Origin of the sequence: Bacillus sp. AFS002410 (assembly GCF_002556365.1) — a bacterium.
Lineage (GTDB): Bacteria > Bacillota > Bacilli > Bacillales > Bacillaceae_G > Gottfriedia.
Window position 1 is genome coordinate 235510 of the sequence record NZ_NUEU01000009.1, and the last position, 25383, is coordinate 260892.

Genomic DNA, 25383 nt, shown 5'->3' on the forward strand with positions numbered 1-25383 from the left:
ACCTCCAGTAGGTTATAAGTTAAGATCCTAGCACAATGACACCAATCATCATCATTCCAATTCCAATTAATTGGGTTGGAGTTATATTAAGCTTTTTTACTCCGAACCAACCTCTACTATCAATAATAAAAGTTAAACATAGCTGTGCGATTAACAGCGTTGAAACTGAAAAGGTAACACCATTCAAATGAATTGCCGTCACATTACAAAAAATAACAAACGCTCCAAATGCTCCACTTGTTAAATAAATTGGATTTACTTTCTTAACTTCAGCTAAATTTTTATCTTTTATTATAAGTAGAATTAAAAACGCAACAAGAAAACCAGTAAATTGAGTAATCGTAGCTGCTTGCCAAGTACCTATATCACTACTAATTTTCGAATTTGCGACTCCTTGTAGCGTGATGAATGCTCCAGCCAAAATTGCTAATATAATTCCTTTCATATACTTTCTCTCCTGACATTTTGATTTCTTCATTATTAAACGATATTGGAGGCACGTTTGGAAAGGACATATGTCCCAAGATGAGTTAGATGAAGAATCAGCCTGTAGAAAACTTTAATGTATAGCTAAAATTTGCAAAGTTCTGTGGATAATTGCATTAATCTTTATTAGAAAGCAATTTTTTGTGGATACTCAGTTATTATGTGGAAAACCGATAACTGTTTTTCATTGAATTGAGATGAGAAAAATATACTTTTTGTGGATAATTTGTGATGAACTTGTTTTCGGGATGGGTGGTAAGTCGTATATTAAATTATGGGAATCGCAATTAAGCGATAAAGCCAAAAAATCAGGCCATATTGGTAGCCTGATTTTCTTCATATTAGATTACTTCTTCACTTACTAAAATTGATTCCATTAAAAGCTTAATTTCATTAATCTTATTTTGATTAAATAAATCAACAATTTTACTTCCAACAATGACCCCATCGCAATCTTGGCACAATTCTTTTACTTGATCAGGGCTAGATACGCCGAATCCAGCTATAACCGGTTTATTACTAACTTCTTTAACACCTTTTAGAAAGGATGATAAACTTACGTCTAGTTCATTTCGAACACCAGTAATCCCTTTTACCGTTACTGTGTATAAAAAACCTTTGCCTTTTTCTGCAATTTTAATGATTCGTTCTTTTGGTGTTGTCATTGTAACTAGTCGAATTAGTTCTACTTCAAATTCTTCTAGTTTATTTATGATAATCTCTTCTTCTTCAATTGGTAGGTCAGGTATAATGCAACCGTCTACTCCTGCTTGTTTGAGGTCAGCTACGAATTTATCAATTCCGTAAGCTAGAATAGGATTCATGTACGTCATAACGATTAAAGGTACTGAAACCAATTTTCGAACCTCTTTGATTTTTTCAAGAACGGCTTTTAAAGTTGTACCTTCTTGTAGTGCTCGAATGCCTGCTTGCTGAATTACTGGTCCGTCAGCTACTGGGTCTGAAAAAGGTATTCCTATTTCAATCGCTGAGGCACCAAATTTTTCTAGTAAGGCTAATCTTCCTCCTAATACTTCTAGACCACCGTCGCCTGCCATTATATAAGGAATAAATAATTTTTCACCTTTTTTAATTCGCTCTGAAAACTGACATTCAATTCGATTCATGATTATTTTTCCTCCTTTAATCGATCTCGAACGGTATGCACATCTTTATCGCCTCGACCAGATAAACAAATGATTAAATTTTCGTCTTTACCCATTATTTTTGCTTGTTTTATTGCGTATGCAACTGCGTGTGCGCTTTCTAGTGCTGGAATAATTCCTTCTAGTCTCGCTAATAATTGGAATGCGTCGAGCGCTTCTTCATCTGTAATTGATTCATATTTTACTCGGTCAATATCCTTCAAATAACAATGCTCTGGTCCAACTCCTGGATAATCAAGTCCAGCTGAAATCGAATGTGCTTCTTGTATTTGACCGTCCTCATCTTGAAGTAAATACATTAGGGCACCGTGTAAAACACCTGGCACACCTTTTGTTAACGAAGCTGCTTGTTTATCTGTATCAATTCCGTGTCCGGCCGCTTCTACTCCAAACAGTTTTACACTTTCATCTGTAATAAATGGATGGAACATACCAATTGCATTACTTCCTCCACCAATACATGCAACTACTGCATCAGGAAGCTTGCCTTCTTTTTCTAAAAACTGTTGTCGCGTTTCCTTTCCGATAACACTTTGAAAATCGCGAACCATCATTGGAAATGGGTGTGGTCCCATAACTGAACCTAACAAATAATGTGTGTCATCAACATTTGCAACCCAGTAACGAAGTGCCTCATTTACTGCATCCTTTAATGTCGCGCTCCCCGATTCAACACTAATAACTTTCGCGCCTAGTAATTCCATACGGAACACATTTAATTCTTGTCGACGAACATCTTCAGCCCCCATAAAAATCACACAATCTAAATTTAATAGCGCACAAACCGTTGCAGTTGCTACACCGTGTTGACCCGCACCTGTTTCTGCAACAATTTTTCGTTTGCCCATTCGTAAAGCAAGTAATGCCTGACCAATCGCATTATTTATTTTGTGAGCTCCAGTATGATTTAAATCTTCTCGTTTTAAATAAATTTTTGCTCCATTTGCATGCTTAGTTAAATTTTCTGCGAAGTAAAGTGGCGTTTGGCGACCTACGTAGTCCTTTAATAGGTTTTCAATTTCCTCATTGAAAGTCGGATCATCTTTAATAGTTGAATATGCTTCCTCCAATTCAGTAATTGCTTGAACAAGCGTTTCAGGTATATATTTTCCGCCATACATACCAAAGTGTCCTTTTACATCTGGAAGTGTGTACGTAGTCATTTAAATTCCTCCTAATTTTACTTTTTTTATAAACATTTTTATTTTTTCATAGTCCTTTTTGCCGTTCGTTTCAACTCCGCTACTTACGTCAACCATCCATGGTTTAACAATATTACAAGCCGGTAATACATTATCAATTGTTAATCCACCCGCTAAAACCAAGTTGTTAATCTTTTTAGAATTGAGCAACTCCCAGTCAAACGTTGTTCCATTGCCGCCACGATATTTACCGCTTGGACTATCTACTAATACATAATCACAATCATATTCTGATAATTTTTCAACATCCTTTTCAGACTCTACTCGTATCGCCTTTATACTCGGAAATCGTAATGAACGGCAAAATTCAGGCGTTTCGTCACCATGCAACTGTAAATGCGTTAATCCAACTTCCTCGTAGATGGATTCTAAAGTTTCTTTTGATTCATTAACAAATACACCAATTTTTAAGATCGAATTTGGCAGCGATTTAATGATCTTTTTTGCTTCATCAATTTGGATTTGTCGCTTACTTTCAGCAAAAACAAACCCAATCGCATCAGCTCCTGCATCAATTGCAATCTGTGCTGAAGTCAAATCCGTAATACCACAAATTTTGACCTTCACTGCTTAGCCTCCTTAAGGATAGGAAGCATAAGCTCTTTCATATTTGTAGATAAATCATTGCTTCTCATTAAAGCCTCTCCTACTAAAATTCCATTAGCTCCAGCATCTCTTACTCGTTTTGCATCATACTCATTGAAAACTCCACTTTCGCTAATAATGAAACCTCCTTGTGCTTGAATGATTGGTGCTAATTTTTCTGTTACATTTAAATTTACTTCAAACGTTTTCAAATTTCGGTTATTAATGCCATATAATTGAGGTCCAATTTTTAATGCTTTTTCCAAATCTTCCTCATCATGCACTTCCATCAACACTTCAAGGTTTTGCTGTTTAGCATATTGATATAGTCTATTTAGTTCTGTGAAAGGTAAAGCAGCAGCAATTAATAAAATAATGTTTGCACCGTGCTCTTTGGCGATATCTATTTGAACTTCATCAATCATAAAATCCTTACATAAAATCGGGATGTTAACAGCGTCTCGTACGACTTTCAGATCTTTAAATGATCCTTTGAAGAAAGTCGTATCGGTTAACACAGATATTGCGGATGCTCCATTTTTTTCATACCTTTTTGCTTGTTCAGCTGGATTTAAATTGGTATTAATATCACCTTTTGATGGTGAAGCTCGCTTAAACTCAGCAATAATCGATAGAGTATCTGCACTTTTTAAATGGTCAATGAATGATAAACTCTTTGTATCGTTGACTATTTGTCGACTAATCGCTCTTAAATTTTTAATTTCGATTCGCTTTTGAGAAATAATTCGATCTAAAATTGTTTCCATTTAAATAACCTCTCTTTTTAGTTTGCTAGTTTTTTCGATTAATTTTTGCAGTTTCTCATGAGCTGCACCTGAATCGATGCTCTCCTTGGCTTTCTTAATCCCTTCATCAATGCGATTAACGATCCCTGAAGTGTAGATTGCTAAACCTGCATTTAATAACACGGTATCTCTAAATACTCCCTTTTCACCTTTTAAAACTCTAAGAAGAATATCCGCATTCCTTTTTGCGTCTCCACCTTTAATTGCCTCGTTTGGGTAGTAACTTAATCCAACTTCCTCTGGGTGAAGCGTCATTTTTTTAAGCTCATTATTTTCAAGTAACACGATATGATTTTCTCCTGCTAATGAAGCCTCATCTAAGTGACCGGCACCATTTAATACAATCGCTCGTTTACGTCCTAACTTTTTTAACACTTCTGCAAATACTTCTAAATAATCTCTACGATAGATTCCTAATAATTGAGTCTCTAATTCAACTGGATTAGTTAAAGGTCCTATTAAATTGAAAATCGTTGGAATTTGTAGCTCGCGTCGTACCTTCATTACTTTTTTCAGCCGTGGATGTACATAAGGTGCAAATAAGAAAGTCATTCCAATATCCTCTAAAAGCTCTTCTGAAGATTGCGTTGGAATCGATAACTCCACACCTAATTGTTCTAATACATCGGCACTTCCTGTTTTACTAGACATGCTACGGTTGCCATGTTTGGCAATCGGAATTCCACTTGCTGCAATAACAAATGCTGAAGTGGTACTTACATTAAAGGAAGAAGAGTTATCTCCGCCTGTTCCGCAATTATCAATGACATGATGAAACTTTCTAGTAAAGCCGACGGTATGATTTCTAATGGCATTTACTAATCCGGCGATTTCATTAACTGTTTCTCCTTTTGTTTTTAAGGCAACTAGAAATGCAGCGATTTCACTATCTGATATTTGATCATCCTGTAGAATTCTTTGTACAGCTACTTGCATCTCCTCTACCGTAAAGGACTCCCGATTAGCTAAGCGTTGAAGGTACTCTTTCATCTTTCAATTCCTCCTTTATTTCATTTAAAAAATTTAGTAAAAGTTGTTTTCCACATTCAGTTCCAATCGATTCTGGATGAAATTGCATCCCGTAAATTGGATATTTGCGATGTTTAATCGCCATAATTTCTTGGTCATCCATCGCAACTGCTAATGTTTCAAATATTGGAGGGATTGTTTCCTTTTCAATAACTAGTGAGTGATATCTCATAACCTCTAATGGCTGAGTCATATACGCAAATAAGTTACTAGCGTCATGTTTAATTTTTGATGTTTTTCCGTGCTTGATTTGTTTAGCACTAATAATTTTTGCACCAAATGCATATCCGATTGCTTGGTGCCCTAAGCAAATTCCTAATATAGGGAACGTCTTATATAAAGATAGAATAAGTTCATTCGTTTCTTTCTTCTCTTCTGGCTTTCCTGGCCCTGGTGATAGAATGATTGCTTTAGGATTTAATTCTTCTATTTCAGAAATCGAAATTTTGTCATATCTTACTACCTTAACTTCTTGACCAAGCTCTCCTAAAAATTGATATAGATTGTACGTAAACGAGTCATAGTGATCAATTAATAAAATCATGATGTTCCTCCAAAAATGCTTTTAGTTTATTAATGGTTTCTTCATATTCCTGATCCGGTTTACTGTCATAAACAATGCCTGCACCTGCTTGAATATAAGCCATTTGATTTTTTAAAATCATCGTCCGAATAGCTAATGCAAAATCAAGATTTCCATTAACTGAAACATAGCCGACTGCACCTGAATAAACACCTCGTTTTGATACTTCTAATTCATTAATAATTTCCATTGCTCTAATCTTAGGTGCACCTGATACTGTTCCAGCTGGTAAACAAGCTATTAGCGCGTCAAGTGTTGTATTTGTCTTATTTAATTGCCCGCTAACTTCTGAAACGATATGCATCACATATTTATACTTTTCAACGATCATGTATTTATCTAATTTGACTGTTCCAAACTCGCAAACCTTTCCTAAATCATTTCTTCCTAAATCAACAAGCATTTTATGTTCAGCTAATTCCTTTTCATCGTGTAATAAATTTCTTTCGATAATTAAATCTTGCTCGGGGGTTTTCCCTCTTTTTTTCGTACCAGCGATTGGATTCGTAATGACTTGATTATTTTGAACTTTTATCAAGCTTTCAGGAGATGTTCCAGCGACTACACTATCTCCAAAATCAATGAAATACATATATGGTGAAGGATTTTTGATTCGTAATTTTCGATAATAATCAAATGGATCGCCTTCAAATTTAGCTCCCATTCGGTGAGATAGAACGACTTGAAAAATATCTCCTTTTTGAATCAATTGTTTTGCTTTTTCTACCTTCGACATGTAATCAGCCTTACTAATCTCTGAATTGAAAGTGGAAAATACAACAGGTTTTACTTCCTCTTTCTCTGAATTTGTAAAAATCTCTTGCTTCAGCTTCTGAATACCTGCCTTTAAATCTATTAGAGTTGTGTCTTTTGAAAGCTTAGTTCCGACTAAATGAATTTTCTGTTCTAAATGATCAAACACAATAAAAACTTCAAAAAACATTAAATGCAGATCGGGCATTTCTAATACGTCCTCTAGCTCTTCGCCGATCTCTTCAAATTGACGAATGATATCGTATCCAACGTATCCAATTCCTCCTCCAATGAAGGGAAAATCAGTTTCTTCCGGGTATTCTTGCTCTGATAATAATTCCTTCAGTTTTAAAAGTGGATTACCGATAAATTCTTCTGTTTCACCATGTTGATCAATGATTTGGCCACCTTGCTTCGCACCAATCAATTCAAAAGTAGGATTGGAACCGACAAATGAATAACGTCCAGAATCTTGATGCTTATAAGAGCTTTCAAATAAGAATTTTTTGCTACCGCTCAATTTCTTAAATACCGAAATCGGTGTAAATAAATCCCCCGCTATCGTTTCAATAAATAGTTCAGCCTTATGTTTCACGCCCAATTAGTTCGCCCCCAAAAAGTTTTGATGAAAATAAAAAAGTCCCCTATATACACAAAGATTGTGTATATAGAGGACGATTAGTTGCTACCGCGGTGCCACCTCGATTGGATATCAGATTGTTCTGAAATCCCACTTTTCAGATACGGGAATTAATTGGACCTGATCTTCCAATTTCCGATATCCTATCCTTTTAACGGTGGAAATCCGTGCATCCCTACTGTTAGTTCAAGATGCCTCTCGTAAGCCCATTCGATAAAGGTTCCTGTATTAGACTCCCACCATTGTCTAACTCTCTGTGACATTCACCAATATTTACTCTTCTTACTCAGCGATTTATTGTTATTTAATTAAAAAGAAATACAAAAAGGGCCCCCCGTCCTAAAAAGGACGAGAGACCCGTGGTGCCACCTTCATTAGCTGATTAACAGCTCGCTTTGTCAGTATCCAATCAAATTTAGATTGAATACCCGTCTTTTGTAACAAGAAGACTACTCGCCAAAGCCTACTACTCTTTTAAGGTTCGGTTTGAATGCTCGGAAGTCCATTCGCGATTACTTTCACACTGATTCGCACCAACCATCAGCTCTCTTTAGTTTCCGTAATCGTTACTACTCTTCGTCAACGCAAAGGAATTATGAATGTTCGATTTAAATTAATTGTCCTTATATTATTATGCAAAAAATAAAAAGTCAACAAGTTTATTTCTACAAGATTCGATTTTTTTGCTCTCAACAAACTGAGATCCTACGTTTTTTTTACTCTAAAAAAATTAGATTCGAACAATGTTTTTCAATTGGATCTTCTTTGCATACTAAGCCAAATTATGGAAAGAATAAACGCAATTAGACCGTCCATAAAGAGGTATCAATATGAGATCCAATACAACAACAATTAGTTCAAATAAAGAAGAATTTCTGTCTGATAATCTAAAAAATAATATTGAAATGATTCAAGAATATTTATGTCATACAGAGGATTTAGTTGTTAAAGTAATTCATAAAAACGACCAGATTTTTGCTATTTTATTTCTTGAAACGATGATAAAAATAGAGGCACTTCAAGCATTTATTATCGAACCTATTTTAAGAGAAAAAAAAGATGAAACAGGTAATATCGTCAAATCTTATGAAATAAAAAACTCAACAAAAATCTCCGAATTGGGAGATAGTTTATTAGACGGATTTTGTCTTATTTTAGAAGAAAATAATGCATTCGGGATTTTAGCTGCAGCTGCAGATGATAAAGAACGCGCAATTCAAGAACCTGCTAACGAACAAAATATAAATGGTGCCCACGATGGTTTTGTTGAAAATATCAATACAAATATACAATTACTGAGAAAAAGAATACATTCACCTGATTTAAAGGTTAAGTATTTTACGATTGGTAAAATTACGAATACAAAGGTGGCATTGGTTTACCTCGATTCAATTGCAAATCGAAAGCTAGTTGAAGTCATAGAAGAAAGAATTTCTAGTGTTGAGGTAGACAGCCTTCAATCTACAGGACATTTAGAAGAATTAATCGAGGATAATACTTTTTCACCATTTCCACAAGTATTAAATACAGAAAGACCGGACCGGGCTGTATCTTATCTTTTAGATGGGAAAATAAATTTACTTGTAGATGGAAACCCTACTGTGTCAGTCGTACCAATCACCTTTTTTGCTTTTTATCAAGCTCCCGATGATTATAATCATCGATGGTTGATCGGATCGTTTTTTCGGATTATTAGAGTATTTAGCTTCCTTATTGCAATTTGTCTGCCTGCAATCTACATTGCGATTGTATCTTTCCATTCTGAGATACTACCAATCGGTATTCTATATTCTATTAGAGTCTCCTTAGAGTTTGTACCGTTTCTTCCCCTCGTAGAAGCATTTATGATGCAAATCATATTGGAGCTATTGAAGGAAGCCGCTATTAGACTACCATCTCCTATCGCTCAAACAATCGGTATAGTAGGTGGACTAGTTATTGGTACGGCTGTTGTTGAAGCTCATTTAGTGTCAAATACGATGATTGTTGTAATTGGATTTACAGCAATTGCATCATTTGTAGCTCCCGTCAGTGAAATGGGAACAAGTATGAGATTATTAGGTTTTCCAACTATGATAATGGCTTCGATTTTAGGATTTTTTGGGATTACTTTAAGTTTAATGTTAATTTTTATGCACATGTGTAAATTAAAATCTTTTGGTATGCCGTACTTTTCACCAATGGCACCATTTAGAAAAGAAGATATTAAGGATACATTTATAAGGCTGCCTATATGGAAACAAAATACAAGACCAACTGATGCACTTCCCCAAAAACTTGAACGACAAAGAATGTCTAGGGTGTGGAAGAAAAAATGATAACGAATAGTAATTCGATTTCTAAATTACAGCTTTATTTTTTTATTATCCAAAGTCAAATAGGTATTGGATTACTAGCCTTGCCAAATGCAGTCGAGACAACTACTAAAGGTGATGGTTGGATTTCTACATTAGTTGCAGGATTAGCAGTTCAAATTACAATCATCATTTATTGGCTATTACTAAGAAAATACCCAAATGCAATCTATACGGAAATCACAAAAAAAATTTTAGGAAAATATGTGGGAAAGTTATGTAATTTATTTATATTCATTTATTTTATTATGATTGGAAGTTTGGCTTGTGCACTTTTTATACGAACCATTTCTCTTTGGCTACTACCGCTTACTCCTATGTGGGTACTATCGCTAATTATTATTTTATCAAGCATTTATTTAACAATTAGCGACTTAAGAATCATTTCTAGATTTTTTGTTTTAGGATCCATTTTAATTATCTTACTTTTCTTTCTGTCCTTCTTTACCTTTTATTTACCAAAGGATTTTGGCTTTATGCTACCAGTTGGACAATCTGGTGTGAAAAATATACTGATGGGAAGTCATAAATCTTTACTCTCAATGCTAGGATTTGAAAGTATTTTACTAATATTTCCTTTTATTCTTGATTCAGAAAAAGGAATATTAAAAACTGCGAGTTTTGCCAATTTAACAGTGACACTATTCTATACATATTTCACTTTAATTTGTCTAATAAGCTTTAGTCCAACGCAGCTTTTGCAAATTCGGGAACCTGTCTTATATATATTTAAAGTACTTTCGTTTGAAATGATCGACCGTTTAGATTTGATTTTTTTATCAGTCTGGATCGTACCAATGACAACATCGGTAATTATTTATATGTTTTTATCAGCGAAAAGTATAAGCAAAGAAAACTCATTCAAAAAGAATGTTATTTTAAGTGGAATCCTTATTTTTATTATTACAATTTTTCCATATGATGAAGATCAACTAGCTCTCTTTAACAAATATGTAACTTATTTAAGTTATGTAGTTGTATTTGGGCTTCCGATCATTCTCTTTTGCCTATCCTTCATCATCTCTAAGACTGAAAGGAGTGAGCAATTATGAGAAGATCTTTCTTAATTACTTTATGTTTGTTTTCCTTTTTATTAACTGGTTGTTGGGATCAAAATCTATTAGTAGATAAAAAAATGGTGAATGGGATCAGTCTTGACATAGACCAAGACAATAATATACTAGCCACAGTCAGAGCATTAAATATTGAAAACAAAGGCGGCGGCCAATTCGAAGTGCAAGACGAACTAGTCAAAATAAAGCAATCTAATGTATCAGGAATGGCAATTGAAATTAATAATAAACTACCTGGCCAAATTGATGTAAGTAAAGCACACATTATATTAATTGGAAGAGAACTTGCTAGGAAAGGAATTTACCCTTTTTTAGAGGTTTTTTTTCGACCTAGACAAGCCTCTGTATTTACTAGAATTGTCATCGCAGAAGATAAAGCATCAGACCTTATTTCACTGGACCCTGGAACTAGTCCGATTGCATTCGAAATCTTAAAAGGATTAGAAGCTGCTGAAGAAACTACAAAAATTCCGAAAGAGACTGCTTTTACAGCTTGGACAAAAATTACAGATGAAGGTAGCGATCTCGTTTTACCTTTTGTAAAAAAAGATGAAAATGATAAAATTACAATTGGTGGAATAGACTTATTTGATGGAGATAAGTTTTCAGGAATTAGCTTACCTGATGCAAAAGGAAGCCTATTATTATTAATGATGGATCGATTAACTAAGTTTAGTGAAATGGCCGTAAACTTAGGAACAAATCGTTCAATCTCATTTAGGGTAAAAGATATAAAAAGGGATTTGGATTTAAAAATAGATAAAAAAACGTCAAAAATAACTTGTAAACTAAATCTAAATCTTGATTTAACAATTACGAGTTATTCAGGTAAGGTAGGCGAAAAGCTTAATAAGGACAAGTTAAATAAAGAAATTTCACAAATCCTTACTAAACAGGCGAATGAAATTACTAAATCATTACTAGAGGCAAACTGTGATGCATTTGGAATTGGAAGAAGAGTTTCAAGTTCTCATTCAGCTTTATGGAAAAAATTAAATTGGCAGAAGGATTATAAAGATGTTAAGTTCAAAACTTCCGTAAAGGCAAAAATTGATCGAACCGGACCTGTTTTTTAAAGTTACTATTTATAATATTTAATACTCTTGTGCAACATAATGTAAGGGAAAAACCATCTGTTTTTTTAGGAGGAACTACTTTGATATTCGGTAAAAAAAATGATATTTTCTTTGAAATACTATTAGATATTGCAGAAAATGCAAATGCTTGTGCGATCTATCTTGATGACTTTAAAATAAAAAACGCTACTGACTTAAAAACTTTTGCTCAAGAAATGAAAGCCTATGAAACAAAAGGCGATACATATATTCATAAAATTATTGTCGAACTAAACAAAACATTTATTACACCCATTGAACGTGAAGATATTCTCGAACTTGCTAATAAAATGGACGATGTGCTAGATGGGATGGAACAATGTTCAGCAACATTTGAAATGTACTCCATCATTCAAATCGATGATTTCATGATCAAATTCGTAAAAAACATCCGAGCTGCAACGAATGAAATTTTAAAAGCAATTCAACTCCTTTCAAGAAAAAAACTACTTGAGATGCGCGTACACGCGATCCAAGTAAAAGATTATGAATCACAATGCGATTCCTTATTACGTACCTCAATTAAAGAATTATTTAAAAATGAAAAAGATCCAATAAAAATCATTCAATTCAAGGAAATTTATGAAATGTTAGAAGCAGTTTCTGACAGCGCACAAGATGTAGCGAATACACTTGAGCAAATTATTATGGGTAACGCTTAATTGAATAATTTAGATGGAACTGTCTCGCAAGCCGATGGACTTTTGGGGCAGTTTTTTTATTTTCCTGCTGGTAATCTGAGGTGCCTCCTGCTTCTGGGTAGTGGTCTCGATATGGGACAAACACGAACACTATGTGAACTTTGTTGATAAAGCTGTGAACTTCGTTGATATATTGCTATTTCTCGTTGATAAATCACTTATTCTTGTTGATAAATGGTCTTTTCTCGTTGATAAACCCTTACTCCTGTTGGTAGATAGCCATATTTCGTTGATAAACCACCTATTCTTGTTGATAAATGGTCCTTTCTCGTTAATAAATCACTTATTCCCGTTGATTGATAGCTGTTTTCCATTGATAATTCACCTATTCTTGTTGATAGCCAGCCGTTTTTCGTTGGTAATTCAATTAAAAACAAAAATGCCCACCAGTTTTCGTACCTCCTGGTGGGCTTTCACTAGTTATAAGACTTTTTTTTATTTCTCGTCTAGCAGTTTCCTTGCAAGTTTTCTCACAATCGTACGGGGAATAAATCGAACAGCTTGAGCAAGAATTTTATTTTTTAGTCCTGTCACAACAACTGTCTTCTCCTTTTTTATTGCTTCATATGTCAACTTTGCAACTTTTCTCGGTGACATCATTTTGCCTTGAAATAGTTTGGATTTATTTCCACCAGATGCATTGATTATTCCAGTTTTGGTTGGTCCTGGACATATTGTGGTTACGCTAACTCCTGTATGCTTTAATTCCTCAGATAGAGCTTCACTGAATGAAAGCACATAAGCTTTTGAGGCAGCATAGACGGACATTAGCGGACCTGGTTGAAAAGCTGCTGTTGAAGCAATATTAATAATTTGACCTGACTTGTTTTGTAGCATAGTTGGGAGAAAGTATTTTACTAGCTCAGTTAATGTAACAATATTAAGTTGAATCATATTTAACTCTTTTTCTAAATCTGTAAAACCGAAGTTGCCATATAGTGCAACCCCAGCATTATTTATCAGAAGATCTACTTCCATTTCTGATTTTAATACTTGATCGGCAATAGATTTAGCAGAGCTTGCTTGAGAAAGATCTTCCGAAATAACTAAGACTTTTATACTAAATTGCTTCATCAGCGATATTGCCATTTCTTCTAATTTATTTCTATTTCTTGCTACTAAAATTAAATTGAACTGATCTTTTGCAAATAGCTTTGTTAATTCAAAGCCGATTCCATTTGTTGCCCCTGTAATTAAAACAGTTTTTCTCTTTTGATTTTTTAAAGTCATTATTATTGTCCTTTTTCACTTTTATTGAACACTTTTCGTTTTACTATATGTTTAATAAAATAAAAAAAGGATTAGTACTTTACTATTTTTTAATTAGCTCTATAAATAATTCCATCGATTTAGTTTGCAGCTCGATTTTATCTGTGATGATTGAAAAATTCCTTTGAATAGGGGTCCCCTCTACTTTAAGGTAATCGATTGTACCTAATTGCTTTTCTTTTTTAATTGTAAGCTCAGATAAGTACGTAATGCCCATTCCAGCTTCTACCGCTTCTTTTATTAGTTGCGTGCTACCAAATTCAACAATGTTCTTAGGTCTTATCTTTAATACTTCAAATAATCGTTCAGTTGCTTCCCTTGTTCCTGACCCTTCTTCTCGAACAATCCAAGTCTCATTTTCTATTTCATCCATTGTCAAAATCTCTTTACATGAAATTTCACTTTTAGTTCCTGCAATAATATACATTTCATCATTCGCAAAAGGTTGTATCGTTAAATTTTGATTAGTCGCATCTCCTTCAACAATGCCAACGTCAACTTGATAACTTAGTACAGATTGAACAATTTCTCGAGTATTACCTATTAAAACTGATGGAACAATACTCGGGTAAGATCTTTTCATTTCCGCTAATATTTTCGGTAACACATACTCACCAAACGTGTAACTCGCACCTATTTTTAGATGACCGCTAGCTTCATTCACCAGATCATTGACTAATGTGCTCATACGTTTATATAAACTCGTTATTTCTTTTGCATGCAAATAAACTATTTCTCCAGCTTTAGTTAACTGAACATACTTATTCGTTCTAATAAAAAGCTTTGCACCAATCTGTCTCTCTAATAATTGAATTTGTTGACTAACAGACGGTTGAGTCATATGTAATTCTTCGGCTGCTCTTGAAAAATTTCTTTTTTCAGCCACCGCCATAAAAACTAAAAGAATTTGATCCATACTCCACATCCTTATATCGCATTTACTTATTATCACTATTATAATCATTTATTTTGCTTATAGGCATCATGTAGTAAAGGTCCTTCTACTCTAATAGTGAAATAATAAAAAGACCGATTCAAAGCGAACCGGTCTTTAGCTAGTAGAACAAGTTTTCACAATATGATTTTCAGAATGAATCAGTCTTCTTTGATGACTTAACTTTTCTAACTAAATTAATTGCCAAGTATGTTAAAACCATAAAGATGAGATAGATTGACGCATAGAACCAGTATTCTTTACTTGTAAGTTTATTACTTAGAAGACTTAAAATAAAAAATGTTGTCAATGAACCTATTAATAATCCTATTAATGTTTTTAATTTCATTTCAATACACTCCCATTTGAAGCCATTTTATAAAATTTCCACAGTTTATATAATTTATTATTGGTAAGAATATTCCATTCTAACCTTTTTAATAGAAAAATGATTGCGGGGTTACTAGGTAAAGAAAAAAAGCAGGTAAAAGACTTGATAATCCTTAACCTGCTCTAAATCACTTATGTGCAAAAAATATTAGTTGTACTAAGAATAATACTGCAAAAAGATAAACAAATGGGTGTACTTCATTAAATTTGCGTTTTACGATCTTCATTATAGGATATGCAATAAAGCCTAATGCAATTCCGTTTGCAATGCTTGATGTTAAAGGCATACTAACGATAACCAAAAATGCAGGAAATGCTTCTTCAATATCATCCCATTTTATCTCTGAAATACTTTTAATCATAAAGCAACCAACAATAATTAAACTAGGCGCTGTAATTGCGGCTACATCTGATACTGAACCGATCATTGGGCTAAAGAACGCAGCAATTACAAATAAAACAACTACAGTCAGTGAAGTTAAACCAGTTTTCCCGCCTGCACCAACACCTGCAGAAGATTCTACTGTTGCTGCAGTTGGACTTGTTCCTAACATCGCACCAACTATAGTACCAATAGAGTCAGCAGAGAATGCACTTCCTCCCTTTTCCAACTTTCCATTTTTTAAAAGGTCTGCTTGTTTAACGATTGCTAATAATGCTCCAGTCGTATCGAATAGCATGACAAGTAAAAATGAGAAGATTACACTATAAAGTCCATATTCAATAATATCTTTAATCGAATCAATTGGATTGTAGACTAAAATACCTTTTGGTAAATGAGGCATTGCAACAAAGCCATTTGAAAAGTCTAATTGTCCAGTAAAATAAGCAATAAGTCCTGTCGTAATCATACCAAGGAATAATGCACCGTTTAAGTTTAGTGCCATGAATACAATTGTTATAAGTAAGCCAATTAAAGTAAGTGCTACTTTAGGGGATGTAAAATCACCAATTTGAACTAGATTGGTAGGATGATCGGCTACGATACCAGATAAACGTAATCCAATAAATGTTATAAATAAACCAATTCCGGCCGCAATTGCATGTTTTAGATTGGCCGGGATCGCCTGGATTAATTTTGTACGAAATGAAGTTAATGATAATAATAAAAATAAAATACCAGTAATAAAAACTGCAGAGAAACCTACTGCATATGGAAGATTATGTCCTCCAATTACAGAATAAGTAAAATAAGCATTTAACCCCATTGCGGGTGCAATAACGATTGGATAATTAGCAATTAATGACATTGTTAATGTACCAACAATAGTTGCTAAAATAGTAGCCAAAAATGCTTGGTTAAAAGGTACACCAGCATCCTTTAAGATCATTGGATTAACAATAATAATGTACGCTAATGTTAAAAAAGTTGTAAAACCAGCTAACACTTCCACTTTTAACGAAGTATTACGTTCTTTAAGTTGAAACATGTGAAGACTCCTTTATTATATTAAAATAAAAAAACTGCCCGCTTTTCATGAGAAAAAGCAGGCAGTTTTATATTGTGTAGAAAATAAAAATCCGAAGCTCTTCCTCATAGTCTAGCAATTTACGGGCGCTAGGTAGAAACTCTTGAACCTTATTTTCAAGTTTATATGAGAAAATATTAATATATTTTATCTATCATACGACCGACCTTACAATCTGTCAATAAAAAACATTATTGTTATATAATTTAGAAAATAAAACGATTAATCTGGTTAAAATAATAATTATCATTCCTAAAAGAAACATCTATTAGAAAGTACCTTCTATTATTAGTCAAATGGTATTCTCATTAAAAAGCTATTTATGTTATTCTGAAAATATAATTTAGAGTTTAAGGGGTTGTTTAACATTCGTTTAAATAAATTTATCAGCGAATCTGGGAAAGCTTCACGACGCGCTGCAGACAAGTTAATTACTGAAGGTAGAGTTAAATTAAATGGCAAGGTAGCCAAAGTCGGCGATCAAGTTGAGCCTGGTGACGAAGTAATTGTGAATGGCGAACACATCAGACTAGCACGAAATCACGTTTATATTGCTTTAAATAAACCTGTTGGCATTACATCTACGACAGAAAAAGGTGTTAAAGGAAATATTGTTGATCTAGTAAACCATCCATTACGTATCTTTAATATTGGAAGATTAGATAAAGACTCTGAAGGTTTAATCCTACTTACAAATGACGGGGATATCGTTAATGAAATTCTACGTGTTGAAAATAAGCATGAAAAAGAATATATCGTATCAGTAGATAAACCGATTACACCTGAATTTTTAACAAAAATGTCTGAAGGGGTAAAAATTCTAGGTACAAAAACATTGCCATGTGAAGTAAGGCAACTTTCGAAGTACGATTTCCAAATCATTTTAACACAAGGTTTAAATCGTCAAATTCGTCGCATGTGTGAAGCGCTTGGATATGAAGTATTTCGATTACAAAGAACTCGAATTATGAATATTCATCTAGGCAATCTACCAATGGGTCAATGGAGAGATTTATCTAAAAAAGAAAAAACTCAGCTGTTTAGAGATTTAAATTACGAACCAAATGAATGGTAAGAATCATAGAACAGAAGTCCGGAAAGTGGACTTCTGTTTTTTGAGTGATGAACTATTGCAGAATTGCAAACTACGAACACTAAGTGAACTTTATTGATAAAGTTGTGAAATTTGTTGATATAATGGTATTTTTTGTTGATATATTAATGCTTTTTGTTGATAAAACAACGAAATTTATTGATAAATGGTTTGGAGAGATTCTTTTTGTTGATTTTACCTATTTTGTTTGGTTTTCATTGAACATAAATTTTAGTTTAGTTATTTCCCCTATTTTCTTGATACTATTGCTACAAAATTCTCCATAAAAAAAGAAACCACTATTAATAATATTTAATAGCAGCTTCCTTGGGATATAAGATTATAGGCCTAACTCACTTTTAATCGCTTCTAATGTTGCATTTTTAAATTTCTTTTTCGCAGTTGGTGCATTTTGTACTGATGGATTTTGCTGTAAATAATTTTTCTCTACGAATGCAAAATCTTTTGCGTCTACTGTTCCGTCAAAGTTGATATCTGCACTGCGTTTGTTAGTTCCCCAGTATGTTTGAACGTAAAGCGCATCTTGAATATCGATTACATTGTCTTGGTTTACATCTCCAGCTATCAATTTAGCATTGATTGTTGAATATGCTTTTCCATATAACTCACCTTTGTATTTAAATCCAAATTTATTCGTTACTTTTGTAATAAAGTGTCCTGGAACATTTACTTCAAAAGTAAATGCATCCTTGTTTAATGGAAGCGGCTCAATATTATAACGACCTCCATTAGCGATCAATTTAGTAGCATCTAAGCTATATTCACCATTTGTTACTTTCATAGTTGCTCCTACTTTTGACCAGTCACGATATCCCGTATATGATCCATCTTCAACAAGATAGCCTTCTGGAATAATATTTCCTTGTACACGGTTAAATTTCGATTTTAATAGGAATCGTTTACCAGCATTTAGTAACTTCACTGCTTTTCCATCAGCATCTATGATATTTGCAGATGGGTTAATATAACCTATTGGATAAAATATTTGATCTTGCACTTTTACCTTTACATTTACTACTTCTGTGCGGTCAAATACCATTGATTTATTAAATGTTACTTTAACTTGGTTACCATTTACTTGAATGCTTGCCTTATCCTTAAATTTATTTGTTAAAGAAGCCTCTACAAGATTAACATAAGGGATACCTGCCGCTTGTGCAGCATCAAAATTCCAAGTTGCTTCTTTTGCGCCTTGTAAGTTGTCTAATACTAGAGATGCAGATAGGATATCACCTGATCTAGCTAGCTCTACATTATGTTTAGCGTATGAAACAGGCGTTCCTTCTTTAACAAAGTAATATTCTTTCCAATTAGCTTGGTTTCCAGCTGCATCATATCCAATTAAGTTAAACGAAAGAGCTTGAGTATTTTCATCCATTTGTACTTCATCGCTCCATTTGCCGTTCTCGTCCATATGGATTGGGCCATAAGGAACCGGTATACCATAAGTATAAACTGCAAAATTCGATGTTTCGTCAATATTCATACCAGCCTTCTGCATATCTTTTAAAGCTGCATCTTTAACTTCCATTTCAAAAGGAACTGTTTTTTGTCCTGGCTTGTATTCAACGAAAGGTGATTCACTATCTAATGAACTTTTCACCTTTGGTGTGTCAATATCAATGAAAACATCTTTTGTTTTTATTTGCTGTTTCCCACCCGGTAAAGTAGTGATCAGTTTTAGTTTGTAATGGCCTGGTTCAGCAATACTCACCTCTGAAGAAACAGGCAGTTTTTTATCCCCTGTAAACTTGTAATACGACCCATTAAACGCTTGAAGGAAATAATCTACATCTGTAGAAGCTCCTTGCAAATTAAGTGTACCAATAAGTCCTAGATCTTCATTGGTATTTGCGTTTTGTAATACAACATCTAGCGTATTAACAGCTGAGCCTAAATTGTATTTTAACAATGCTGATGCTGTGCGAAAGCCATCAGAACCATGGTTATAAGCACTAGGTGAGATAGCAGGTGTTACTATATCAAGCGTGTCAAAACCTTCATCTGATTTCTTAAAACTAAATGGTACACGATATTGCTCTGTTTTATCTTCATTATTTGTAATTAAAACATACCCTTCATAAAAGCCTTTTTTAGCTGTTGAAGGTACTGTTAATGTTGCTTTTATTGTTTTAGCTGAGTTTGGATTAATTTTAATCGAATCACCCATATCTAAAACTACACCGTTCTCTTGTAATCCATTTGTTCCTTGTGCGTTATCTACCACTTTGACATCAAAAGTTTTCTTTTTATTACTGTTATTTGTAAACTCAATATCTTTCTTAGCTTTTAGTTGTGAAGCCGTTTTAACTACCTGTTTTCCGAAACTTAACCCACCTGTTTCATTCTCTGCCTTTAATAGTTTTTCGCCGACCGGGATTAATGTTTCATCCTGTACTTTTACTTCTGTGTCGGTGTGAAGTGCTTGATATGGATCAACACGACCCGCTCCAACTTCAAATACACTATAGTCGCCATTTAGTGGGTCAGCTGTGTTCATTAAGATTGATTTAACATCTGCTGGCTCAAGGTTTGGATTTTCTCCTATTAATAATGCCGCCACCCCAGCTGCAAATGGTGATGCCATAGATGTTCCATCCATTCTTTGGTATGCATATCGATAGTCTTCTGGTGTATCATGATTTGCAATATAAGAAGGAACCGTAGAAAGAACACTCACGCCAGGTGCTGTAATCTCAGGCTTCATTTGGTAGTTTCCATTAACCGGACCTCTTGAGCTGAAGTCTGCTAAATGATCACCTTCTGTTAACTTTTCTTTCAAGTTCGTAAACGTGAAAGTTGTATTTCCGCCCGCAATTTTTTCTTTTAACTCTTCTCCTGCTTTCTTTGTCATAGAGAATGCAGGTATATATTCCATTGATTCACCTAAGTTATATCCAACATGTCCGTCCACATTGTTGTACATAATAACTGCCTTTGCTCCGCTTTGCTTTGCAAACTTTACTTTGTCTACTAGAGCAAAGTTTCCACGTTGAACGAATGCAATTTTTCCAGCAACATTTTTATTTTTGTAGTCATCTAAAGTTCCTAGTCCAACATCTACTAGATCAAGAGATTTTCCTTCTAAACTATTAAAGTTATAGGCGAAGCTTCTAGCCATACTAACAAGATCAGTCGACCAGCCGTCAGCTATTTTCCCATCAAATGTTGTAATTGAAGTTGGGACATCACTTGCGCCAACTGTTAAAGCAAATGCTGCTGTACCCGGTGAACCTAAAGTATAAGCATTTGGCCCACTGTTTCCTGCAGAAACTACCGCTGTTACGCCATTTAGTACCGCATAGTTTATTGCTGTGCTCGTTGGATAATACGGATCGTTGATAGCAGCACCTAATGAAAGGTTAATGACATCCATGCCATCTTGAACTGCTTTATCTATCCCTGCAATAACATTTTCAGAAGATCCACTTCCATAAGAACCAAGCACACGATACATATATAGATCCGCATCTGGTGCAACACCTTCTACTGATACTCCATTTTCACCTTTATTTTGTCCTACAATTGTGCCCGATACATGTGTGCCATGCTCTGTATAGTAAGAGCTACTACCATTACTTTCTGGTTGATTTGATGTCTGCCAGTCCTTGTATGTAGCTTCCATTGGATCATTATCATTATCTACAAAATCATATCCGCCTTTGAAAGCTTCTTTTAAATCAGGGTGGTTATAGTCGATACCTGTATCTAATACCCCAACTTTAACGCCTTTACCTGTTACTCCTTCTTTATGTAGCTTGTCCACATTTAAATATGGGATGCTGTCAACAGATGTAGTTGTTTTATCTGAAACATCAGTTGGAACATTCTCTTTAACAGGATCTACATTAAAGGTAATATCCTTATAAATCGTTTTAACCGCATCAGATTTTAATAACTCCTTCACTTCATTAGCAGGGAGTGTTATAGCTGCACCGTTAAATGCTGTTTTATAAGTTTTTGTAATGACAGGTGCTTTTTTCTTATCCTTAACCTTTACAAACTTTCCTACATCTTCTTTAAAAACTTTGTGTTCTTTGTCTACTTGTGCTTTTGCTGATTCTTTTGTTAATGACTTTCCATCAACTGCTGCTTCTAATACTGCGACATTGCTTGGATCTGAATTAAACTGAACAATTACAGAGATGTCTTTATCAAAATTCAGATCATTTTCACTGAAACCTTGAAGTCCATCTTGATCATTTAATTTTAATTGCTTTAATGCTTCCCTTTGTTCTGGTGAAATTGATGATAATATCTCTTCTGCTTTAGAAGTTGCCGCTTTTGCCGTTAAATATGACTTTGCACTAAAAGGTGATATAAGCAGACTTGTAGAAAGGGCAAGTACCGCTGAGTGCTTTACCAATGTTTTTGCCTTCATAAACTTCATCCCCCATTTTTCTCTATATAATTTAAAAATTCTTATAATTTAAATAGTAATCTTATTTGTAAAAAAAGCCTATTGTGTTATTTCCAATCGAAATTTAGGTTATTTTGTAGGATTTTTTTACTAAAAAGCATTGAAATTTGAAAGAAAGTTTCATTAAATATAAAAAAAGCAGGAAATTATACGTAAATATTTGTGTTATTTTTATTTTAAAATGAAAGTATTTGACTTTACGAAATTCTAGTTATAATTGAAATAATGGGTTTATTAGAGTCTTTGAACTTTCTAGTTTCTTAGATTTGCGTAATTCGTATTGCGTGAATGTGGTCTTACAATAACGCAAAGAAGCATCAGAGTTTATCAACTGGGATTAGAAAAGGAGAGAACATATGCTTGAAGGAGAAATCATTAAATTTTACCGCAAAAAAGCGGGGTTGACTCAAGAAGAATTAGGTAAAGACATTTGTACTGCCACTCATGTGAGCAGAATTGAAAGAGGAGAAACTCGATATTCTGAAGAAATTATCCAATTGTTCTCTCAACGTCTTCAGATTGACATAAGGAATGAAATTATTACTGTTCAAAATATTGAAATGAAGCTTCAAAAATGGCACAACGCAATCATATTAGAGCGAATGAGAGATGTCATAAACATAAAAGAAGAATTAGAAAACATTCACTATATAAAAGCTTCCAACTATGCAATCTATTATCAACTTTTATTAATTCGTTATTTTATTTTATGTAAAAACATAGATAAAGCAGATCGCCTGATTAAACGAATCGAAAAAGATTCTCCCCCAATGACTAGTTATGAAAAAAACTTATATCATCACGTCAAAGGCATATACTATTTAGCCCAATATACTCGTTTAGAAAATGTGAATAGACAAATTGCATTACAGGAATTAAAGAAGGTCAATATAGAGGAATATGGAAATAAAGAATATTACTATCATCTAGGATCAGCCTATCATTGGACCCAGTCAAAAGTTATGGCATATTTCTATGGTGAAAAAGCCTTTAGATTCTTTAATAAAACAAATAATTACGCAAGAGCAATTTTGGCTGAATCATTGATGCTAGTACAATTAAAAGACAGTACACAGCTAGATTTTGAAGAAATTGTAAAAAGGTACGAGAGCTTAATTGAGCATAGTGAAGCACTAGGTCTCCTAGATAAAAGAGGTATGATCTTACATAATTTAGGTTTAATGTATTTTTGGAAGCAAGACTATAAAAATGCACATATTTTTTATAAAGAGTCAGTTGAAGAAGCTGATAAACAATCACTACCTTATTTAAATCGTTTGTATAACTATTTAGATAATGCAGAAGAAGGAAAGCTTTTATCAACAAAAGAGTTGCTAGAACAAGCATTAGAAGGACTCGCTCTTTCAGAAAAAGCTACAAATGATTTATATAAGATTCTCTTTAACCTTCTAATTTTACGATTTAACAAAGATTTCGATGAATATTATAGGTACTTGGAGCAAACTGCATTTCCATTTTTTAAAAGTCACCATCATGTAACGCATTTAACTAAATATGCAAAATTACTTTATAACTATTATGTTACTACTAAGCAATATGAGAAAGCAGTGCAAACTGGGGATATGTTTGTTAATGGCCGTTAGTATAAGACATGAAAATGAAAAAGGACCGATTCAATAAACGAATTGGTCCTTTTTTAGCCCCAAATGATTAATAAAAAATTAAATCAATGTACAAGTAAGTCTCTCTCTAATTGATTGTACTCATCTATAATTAAATGAATTAGCTCTTTGTATTCTGATAATTCAGAATATTTAACGAGCAACTCTTCCACAGTATGGTTCTGAAGAAAACTTTGTAGTTCAATTGCTTCGTTATCATCTTTATTTTTATAGAATAGTGCAGTTGCAATAGCTTTAACTAAATATTTAGGTGTTATGCCAAATTCCATTAACTCCCTCAATGGTTTAATAAAACGATCATTTGCTCCTAATTTACGAATTGGAGAACGTGCAACTCGGGACACTTCATCAGATATATATTCATTTTCAAATCTTGCTATAATTTTTTGGATATATGTATTGTGTTCAACTGGATCAAAATTATATTTTTTAACTAATAGCTTCCCAGTCTCATCTAATACTGAGCTAACGATATTTCTAATATTTTTATCAGAAATAGCTTCTTTAATCGTTTCGTATCCATAAAAATTTCCTAGATAAGCTGTCGCTGCATGGCCAGTATTTACTGTAAATAGTTTTCTTTCAATATATGGAAGCAAATCATCTACATATGTTACCCCATTAATTACTGGAACTTCTCCAATCATTTTTGATTGGTCAATCACCCATTCATAAAATGGTTCAACTGCTACCAACAATTTATCTTCATGACTTTGAATCGGTACGATGCGATCTACCGCTGCATCCGGAAAACTGACTGACTGTTCAGTTTTTTTCTGTTGGGATAATGTCATATTTAAGTACACTTCATCTCTCAAAAATGTACTTCCACCAATCATATTTTCACATGCAATAATATTTAAAGCTTTATCCGAACTTTCAACCCGTTCTATTATTCCATCTGCAATTAGCTTTGCTATTTTTGGAAGAATTGTCGGGCCTACTGCTGTTGTTACAAGATCAGCCTGTGCAATTACTTTTGCTACTTCTTGAGGATCTTTCAGACTATTAATTCCTCTTACATTCGTTATACTAGTTTTTTCTTGAGTACGATCTGCTAGCATGACAGAATATGTTTTTTTATCATTTAACTCATTAATCATCTCTTCATTTACATCAACGAAGCAAATTTCATATCCTGCCTTATGCAATAATTGTCCAATAAAACCTCTACCAATATTTCCAGCGCCAAAGTGTACAGCTAACATCTACTCCACCTCACTAAACATTGAAATTAGTTCCTCTTTTGATGTGGCAGCGACCAATTTATGTACATTTTCTTCCTCTGAACAAAGGATTGCAATTTGAGATAATAAATCCAGATGTTCATTGTCTTTTCCTGCAATACCGAATACTACCTTTACAATATTTCCATTCCCAAAATCTACTCCATTAGGAATTTGAAGAATCGAAATACCAGATGAAATAACTTCTTGCTTTGATTCTTCTGTTCCGTGTGGAATTGCAATAAAGTTCCCCATGTAAGTAGTTAGAGACTCTTCTCTTTCAATCATTTTCTCGATGTAATTTTCTTTTACATAACCGTTCTTAACTAAAACACTTCCTGCTAATCGAATAGCCTCTTCTTTTGTTTTTGCTTCTACATTTAATAAAATATTTTCTGTTGGTAAAACTGTTTGAATCATTATTA

The 25383-nt window shown here is 33.7% G+C and carries 22 protein-coding genes, 1 riboswitch and 2 other annotated features; of the genes, 6 read left to right on the plus strand and 16 right to left on the minus strand.

Annotated elements, in window-relative coordinates; genetic code table 11:
* Positions 1 to 19 precede the first annotated feature (19 nt).
* From CN692_RS08855 to trpE, 8 genes are all read right to left on the minus strand, one after another.
* Entirely contained in the window at positions 20 to 445 is a 426-nt protein-coding gene (locus CN692_RS08855) for a DMT family transporter (RefSeq protein ID WP_098118791.1), read from the minus strand.
* Between the two features lie 382 nt (positions 446 to 827).
* A complete protein-coding gene (gene trpA, locus CN692_RS08860) occupies positions 828 to 1613 on the minus strand; it encodes a tryptophan synthase subunit alpha (protein WP_098118792.1) in 786 nt (261 codons plus the stop codon).
* A gap of 2 nt (positions 1614 to 1615) precedes the next feature.
* Positions 1616 to 2815 (minus strand): tryptophan synthase subunit beta, encoded by a 1200-nt coding sequence (gene trpB / locus CN692_RS08865; protein ID WP_098118793.1) that lies wholly within the window; start codon positions 2813 to 2815, stop codon positions 1616 to 1618.
* On the minus strand, positions 2816 to 3421 hold the full coding sequence (locus tag CN692_RS08870; RefSeq protein WP_098118794.1) for a phosphoribosylanthranilate isomerase: 606 nt from the start codon (positions 3419 to 3421) through the stop codon (positions 2816 to 2818).
* Positions 3418 to 4206 carry an indole-3-glycerol phosphate synthase TrpC gene (trpC, locus tag CN692_RS08875; protein WP_098118795.1) on the minus strand — a complete coding sequence of 263 codons (789 nt, stop codon included), beginning with the start codon at positions 4204 to 4206 and terminating at the stop codon, positions 3418 to 3420. The genes CN692_RS08870 and trpC overlap by 4 nt, the downstream gene beginning before the upstream one ends.
* Positions 4207 to 5235 carry an anthranilate phosphoribosyltransferase gene (gene trpD, locus CN692_RS08880; RefSeq protein WP_098118796.1) on the minus strand — a complete coding sequence of 343 codons (1029 nt, stop codon included), beginning with the start codon at positions 5233 to 5235 and terminating at the stop codon, positions 4207 to 4209.
* Complete coding sequence (locus tag CN692_RS08885; protein ID WP_098118797.1) at positions 5207 to 5818, minus strand: anthranilate synthase component II; 612 nt, start codon at positions 5816 to 5818, stop codon at positions 5207 to 5209. Before CN692_RS08885 ends, trpD begins: the two co-directional genes overlap by 29 nt.
* On the minus strand, positions 5802 to 7211 hold the full coding sequence (gene trpE, locus CN692_RS08890) for an anthranilate synthase component I (RefSeq protein ID WP_098118798.1): 1410 nt from the start codon (positions 7209 to 7211) through the stop codon (positions 5802 to 5804). The genes CN692_RS08885 and trpE overlap by 17 nt, the downstream gene beginning before the upstream one ends.
* A 66-nt stretch (positions 7212 to 7277) precedes the next feature.
* Positions 7278 to 7549, minus strand: a binding site (T-box leader).
* A gap of 42 nt (positions 7550 to 7591) precedes the next feature.
* Positions 7592 to 7842 (minus strand) — a binding site (T-box leader).
* 238 nt (positions 7843 to 8080) lie between these two features.
* On the opposite strand from trpE, the gene CN692_RS08895 reads away from it, so the two are divergent.
* From CN692_RS08895 to CN692_RS08910, 4 genes are all read left to right on the plus strand, one after another.
* On the plus strand, positions 8081 to 9568 hold the full coding sequence (locus CN692_RS08895) for a spore germination protein (protein WP_098118799.1): 1488 nt from the start codon (positions 8081 to 8083) through the stop codon (positions 9566 to 9568).
* Positions 9565 to 10656, plus strand: coding sequence for a GerAB/ArcD/ProY family transporter (locus CN692_RS08900; RefSeq protein WP_098118800.1), 1092 nt, complete (start codon positions 9565 to 9567; stop codon positions 10654 to 10656). The genes CN692_RS08895 and CN692_RS08900 overlap by 4 nt, the downstream gene beginning before the upstream one ends.
* The gene (locus CN692_RS08905; protein WP_098118801.1) at positions 10653 to 11753 is read left to right on the plus strand and encodes a Ger(x)C family spore germination protein; all 1101 of its coding nucleotides are present in this window, start codon (positions 10653 to 10655) and stop codon (positions 11751 to 11753) included. The genes CN692_RS08900 and CN692_RS08905 overlap by 4 nt, the downstream gene beginning before the upstream one ends.
* An 80-nt stretch (positions 11754 to 11833) precedes the next feature.
* Positions 11834 to 12454 carry a DUF47 domain-containing protein gene (locus tag CN692_RS08910; RefSeq protein ID WP_098118802.1) on the plus strand — a complete coding sequence of 207 codons (621 nt, stop codon included), beginning with the start codon at positions 11834 to 11836 and terminating at the stop codon, positions 12452 to 12454.
* Positions 12455 to 12651: 197 nt separating this feature from the next.
* Here CN692_RS08910 and CN692_RS08915 read toward each other — a convergent pair whose 3' ends face one another.
* From CN692_RS08915 to CN692_RS08935, 5 genes are all read right to left on the minus strand, one after another.
* Positions 12652 to 12870 carry a hypothetical protein gene (locus CN692_RS08915; protein WP_098118803.1) on the minus strand — a complete coding sequence of 73 codons (219 nt, stop codon included), beginning with the start codon at positions 12868 to 12870 and terminating at the stop codon, positions 12652 to 12654.
* Between the two features lie 58 nt (positions 12871 to 12928).
* Positions 12929 to 13723 carry an SDR family NAD(P)-dependent oxidoreductase gene (locus tag CN692_RS08920; RefSeq protein WP_098118804.1) on the minus strand — a complete coding sequence of 265 codons (795 nt, stop codon included), beginning with the start codon at positions 13721 to 13723 and terminating at the stop codon, positions 12929 to 12931.
* Between the two features lie 82 nt (positions 13724 to 13805).
* Entirely contained in the window at positions 13806 to 14678 is an 873-nt protein-coding gene (locus CN692_RS08925; protein WP_098118805.1) for a LysR family transcriptional regulator, read from the minus strand.
* 169 nt (positions 14679 to 14847) lie between these two features.
* Entirely contained in the window at positions 14848 to 15045 is a 198-nt protein-coding gene (locus tag CN692_RS08930) for a hypothetical protein (RefSeq protein WP_098118806.1), read from the minus strand.
* Positions 15046 to 15214: 169 nt separating this feature from the next.
* A complete protein-coding gene (locus tag CN692_RS08935) occupies positions 15215 to 16516 on the minus strand; it encodes an NCS2 family permease (protein ID WP_098118807.1) in 1302 nt (433 codons plus the stop codon).
* A gap of 87 nt (positions 16517 to 16603) precedes the next feature.
* Positions 16604 to 16705: riboswitch (purine riboswitch) on the minus strand.
* A gap of 208 nt (positions 16706 to 16913) precedes the next feature.
* Here CN692_RS08935 and rluF point away from each other — a divergent pair.
* The gene (gene rluF / locus CN692_RS08940) at positions 16914 to 17630 is read left to right on the plus strand and encodes a 23S rRNA pseudouridine(2604) synthase RluF (RefSeq protein ID WP_172446342.1); all 717 of its coding nucleotides are present in this window, start codon (positions 16914 to 16916) and stop codon (positions 17628 to 17630) included.
* Between the two features lie 358 nt (positions 17631 to 17988).
* Here the strand turns inward: rluF and CN692_RS08945 are convergent, their stop codons facing one another.
* Entirely contained in the window at positions 17989 to 22050 is a 4062-nt protein-coding gene (locus CN692_RS08945) for a S8 family serine peptidase (protein WP_098118808.1), read from the minus strand.
* Between the two features lie 395 nt (positions 22051 to 22445).
* Here CN692_RS08945 and CN692_RS08950 point away from each other — a divergent pair, with 395 nt between their 5' ends.
* Positions 22446 to 23693, plus strand: a complete 1248-nt coding sequence (locus tag CN692_RS08950; protein WP_098118809.1) for a helix-turn-helix domain-containing protein — start codon at positions 22446 to 22448, stop codon at positions 23691 to 23693.
* A gap of 83 nt (positions 23694 to 23776) precedes the next feature.
* On the opposite strand, the gene CN692_RS08955 is transcribed toward CN692_RS08950, so the two are convergent.
* Complete coding sequence (locus CN692_RS08955) at positions 23777 to 24940, minus strand: mannitol-1-phosphate 5-dehydrogenase (protein WP_098118810.1); 1164 nt, start codon at positions 24938 to 24940, stop codon at positions 23777 to 23779.
* Positions 24941 to 25378, minus strand: a complete 438-nt coding sequence (locus tag CN692_RS08960; protein ID WP_098119112.1) for a PTS sugar transporter subunit IIA — start codon at positions 25376 to 25378, stop codon at positions 24941 to 24943. It lies immediately after the preceding gene.
* Positions 25379 to 25383 lie beyond the last annotated feature (5 nt).

What these genes read in the sequence shown, in the direction of transcription:
- CN692_RS08855 (WP_098118791.1), bottom strand. Translation starts at nt 445, where the DNA reads ATGAAAGGAATTATATTAGCAATTTTGGCTGGAGCATTCATCACGCTA.
- trpD (WP_098118796.1), bottom strand. Translation starts at nt 5,235, where the DNA reads ATGAAAGAGTACCTTCAACGCTTAGCTAATCGGGAGTCCTTTACGGTA.
- CN692_RS08935 (WP_098118807.1), bottom strand. Translation starts at nt 16,516, where the DNA reads ATGTTTCAACTTAAAGAACGTAATACTTCGTTAAAAGTGGAAGTGTTA.
- CN692_RS08920 (WP_098118804.1), bottom strand. Translation starts at nt 13,723, where the DNA reads ATGACTTTAAAAAATCAAAAGAGAAAAACTGTTTTAATTACAGGGGCA.
- CN692_RS08950 (WP_098118809.1), top strand. Translation starts at nt 22,446, where the DNA reads ATGCTTGAAGGAGAAATCATTAAATTTTACCGCAAAAAAGCGGGGTTG.
- CN692_RS08960 (WP_098119112.1), bottom strand. Translation starts at nt 25,378, where the DNA reads ATGATTCAAACAGTTTTACCAACAGAAAATATTTTATTAAATGTAGAA.
- trpA (WP_098118792.1), bottom strand. Translation starts at nt 1,613, where the DNA reads ATGAATCGAATTGAATGTCAGTTTTCAGAGCGAATTAAAAAAGGTGAA.
- CN692_RS08895 (WP_098118799.1), top strand. Translation starts at nt 8,081, where the DNA reads ATGAGATCCAATACAACAACAATTAGTTCAAATAAAGAAGAATTTCTG.
- trpB (WP_098118793.1), bottom strand. Translation starts at nt 2,815, where the DNA reads ATGACTACGTACACACTTCCAGATGTAAAAGGACACTTTGGTATGTAT.
- CN692_RS08885 (WP_098118797.1), bottom strand. Translation starts at nt 5,818, where the DNA reads ATGATTTTATTAATTGATCACTATGACTCGTTTACGTACAATCTATAT.
- CN692_RS08900 (WP_098118800.1), top strand. Translation starts at nt 9,565, where the DNA reads ATGATAACGAATAGTAATTCGATTTCTAAATTACAGCTTTATTTTTTT.
- CN692_RS08945 (WP_098118808.1), bottom strand. Translation starts at nt 22,050, where the DNA reads ATGAAGGCAAAAACATTGGTAAAGCACTCAGCGGTACTTGCCCTTTCT.
- CN692_RS08905 (WP_098118801.1), top strand. Translation starts at nt 10,653, where the DNA reads ATGAGAAGATCTTTCTTAATTACTTTATGTTTGTTTTCCTTTTTATTA.
- CN692_RS08955 (WP_098118810.1), bottom strand. Translation starts at nt 24,940, where the DNA reads ATGTTAGCTGTACACTTTGGCGCTGGAAATATTGGTAGAGGTTTTATT.
- CN692_RS08930 (WP_098118806.1), bottom strand. Translation starts at nt 15,045, where the DNA reads ATGAAATTAAAAACATTAATAGGATTATTAATAGGTTCATTGACAACA.
- trpC (WP_098118795.1), bottom strand. Translation starts at nt 4,206, where the DNA reads ATGGAAACAATTTTAGATCGAATTATTTCTCAAAAGCGAATCGAAATT.
- CN692_RS08925 (WP_098118805.1), bottom strand. Translation starts at nt 14,678, where the DNA reads ATGGATCAAATTCTTTTAGTTTTTATGGCGGTGGCTGAAAAAAGAAAT.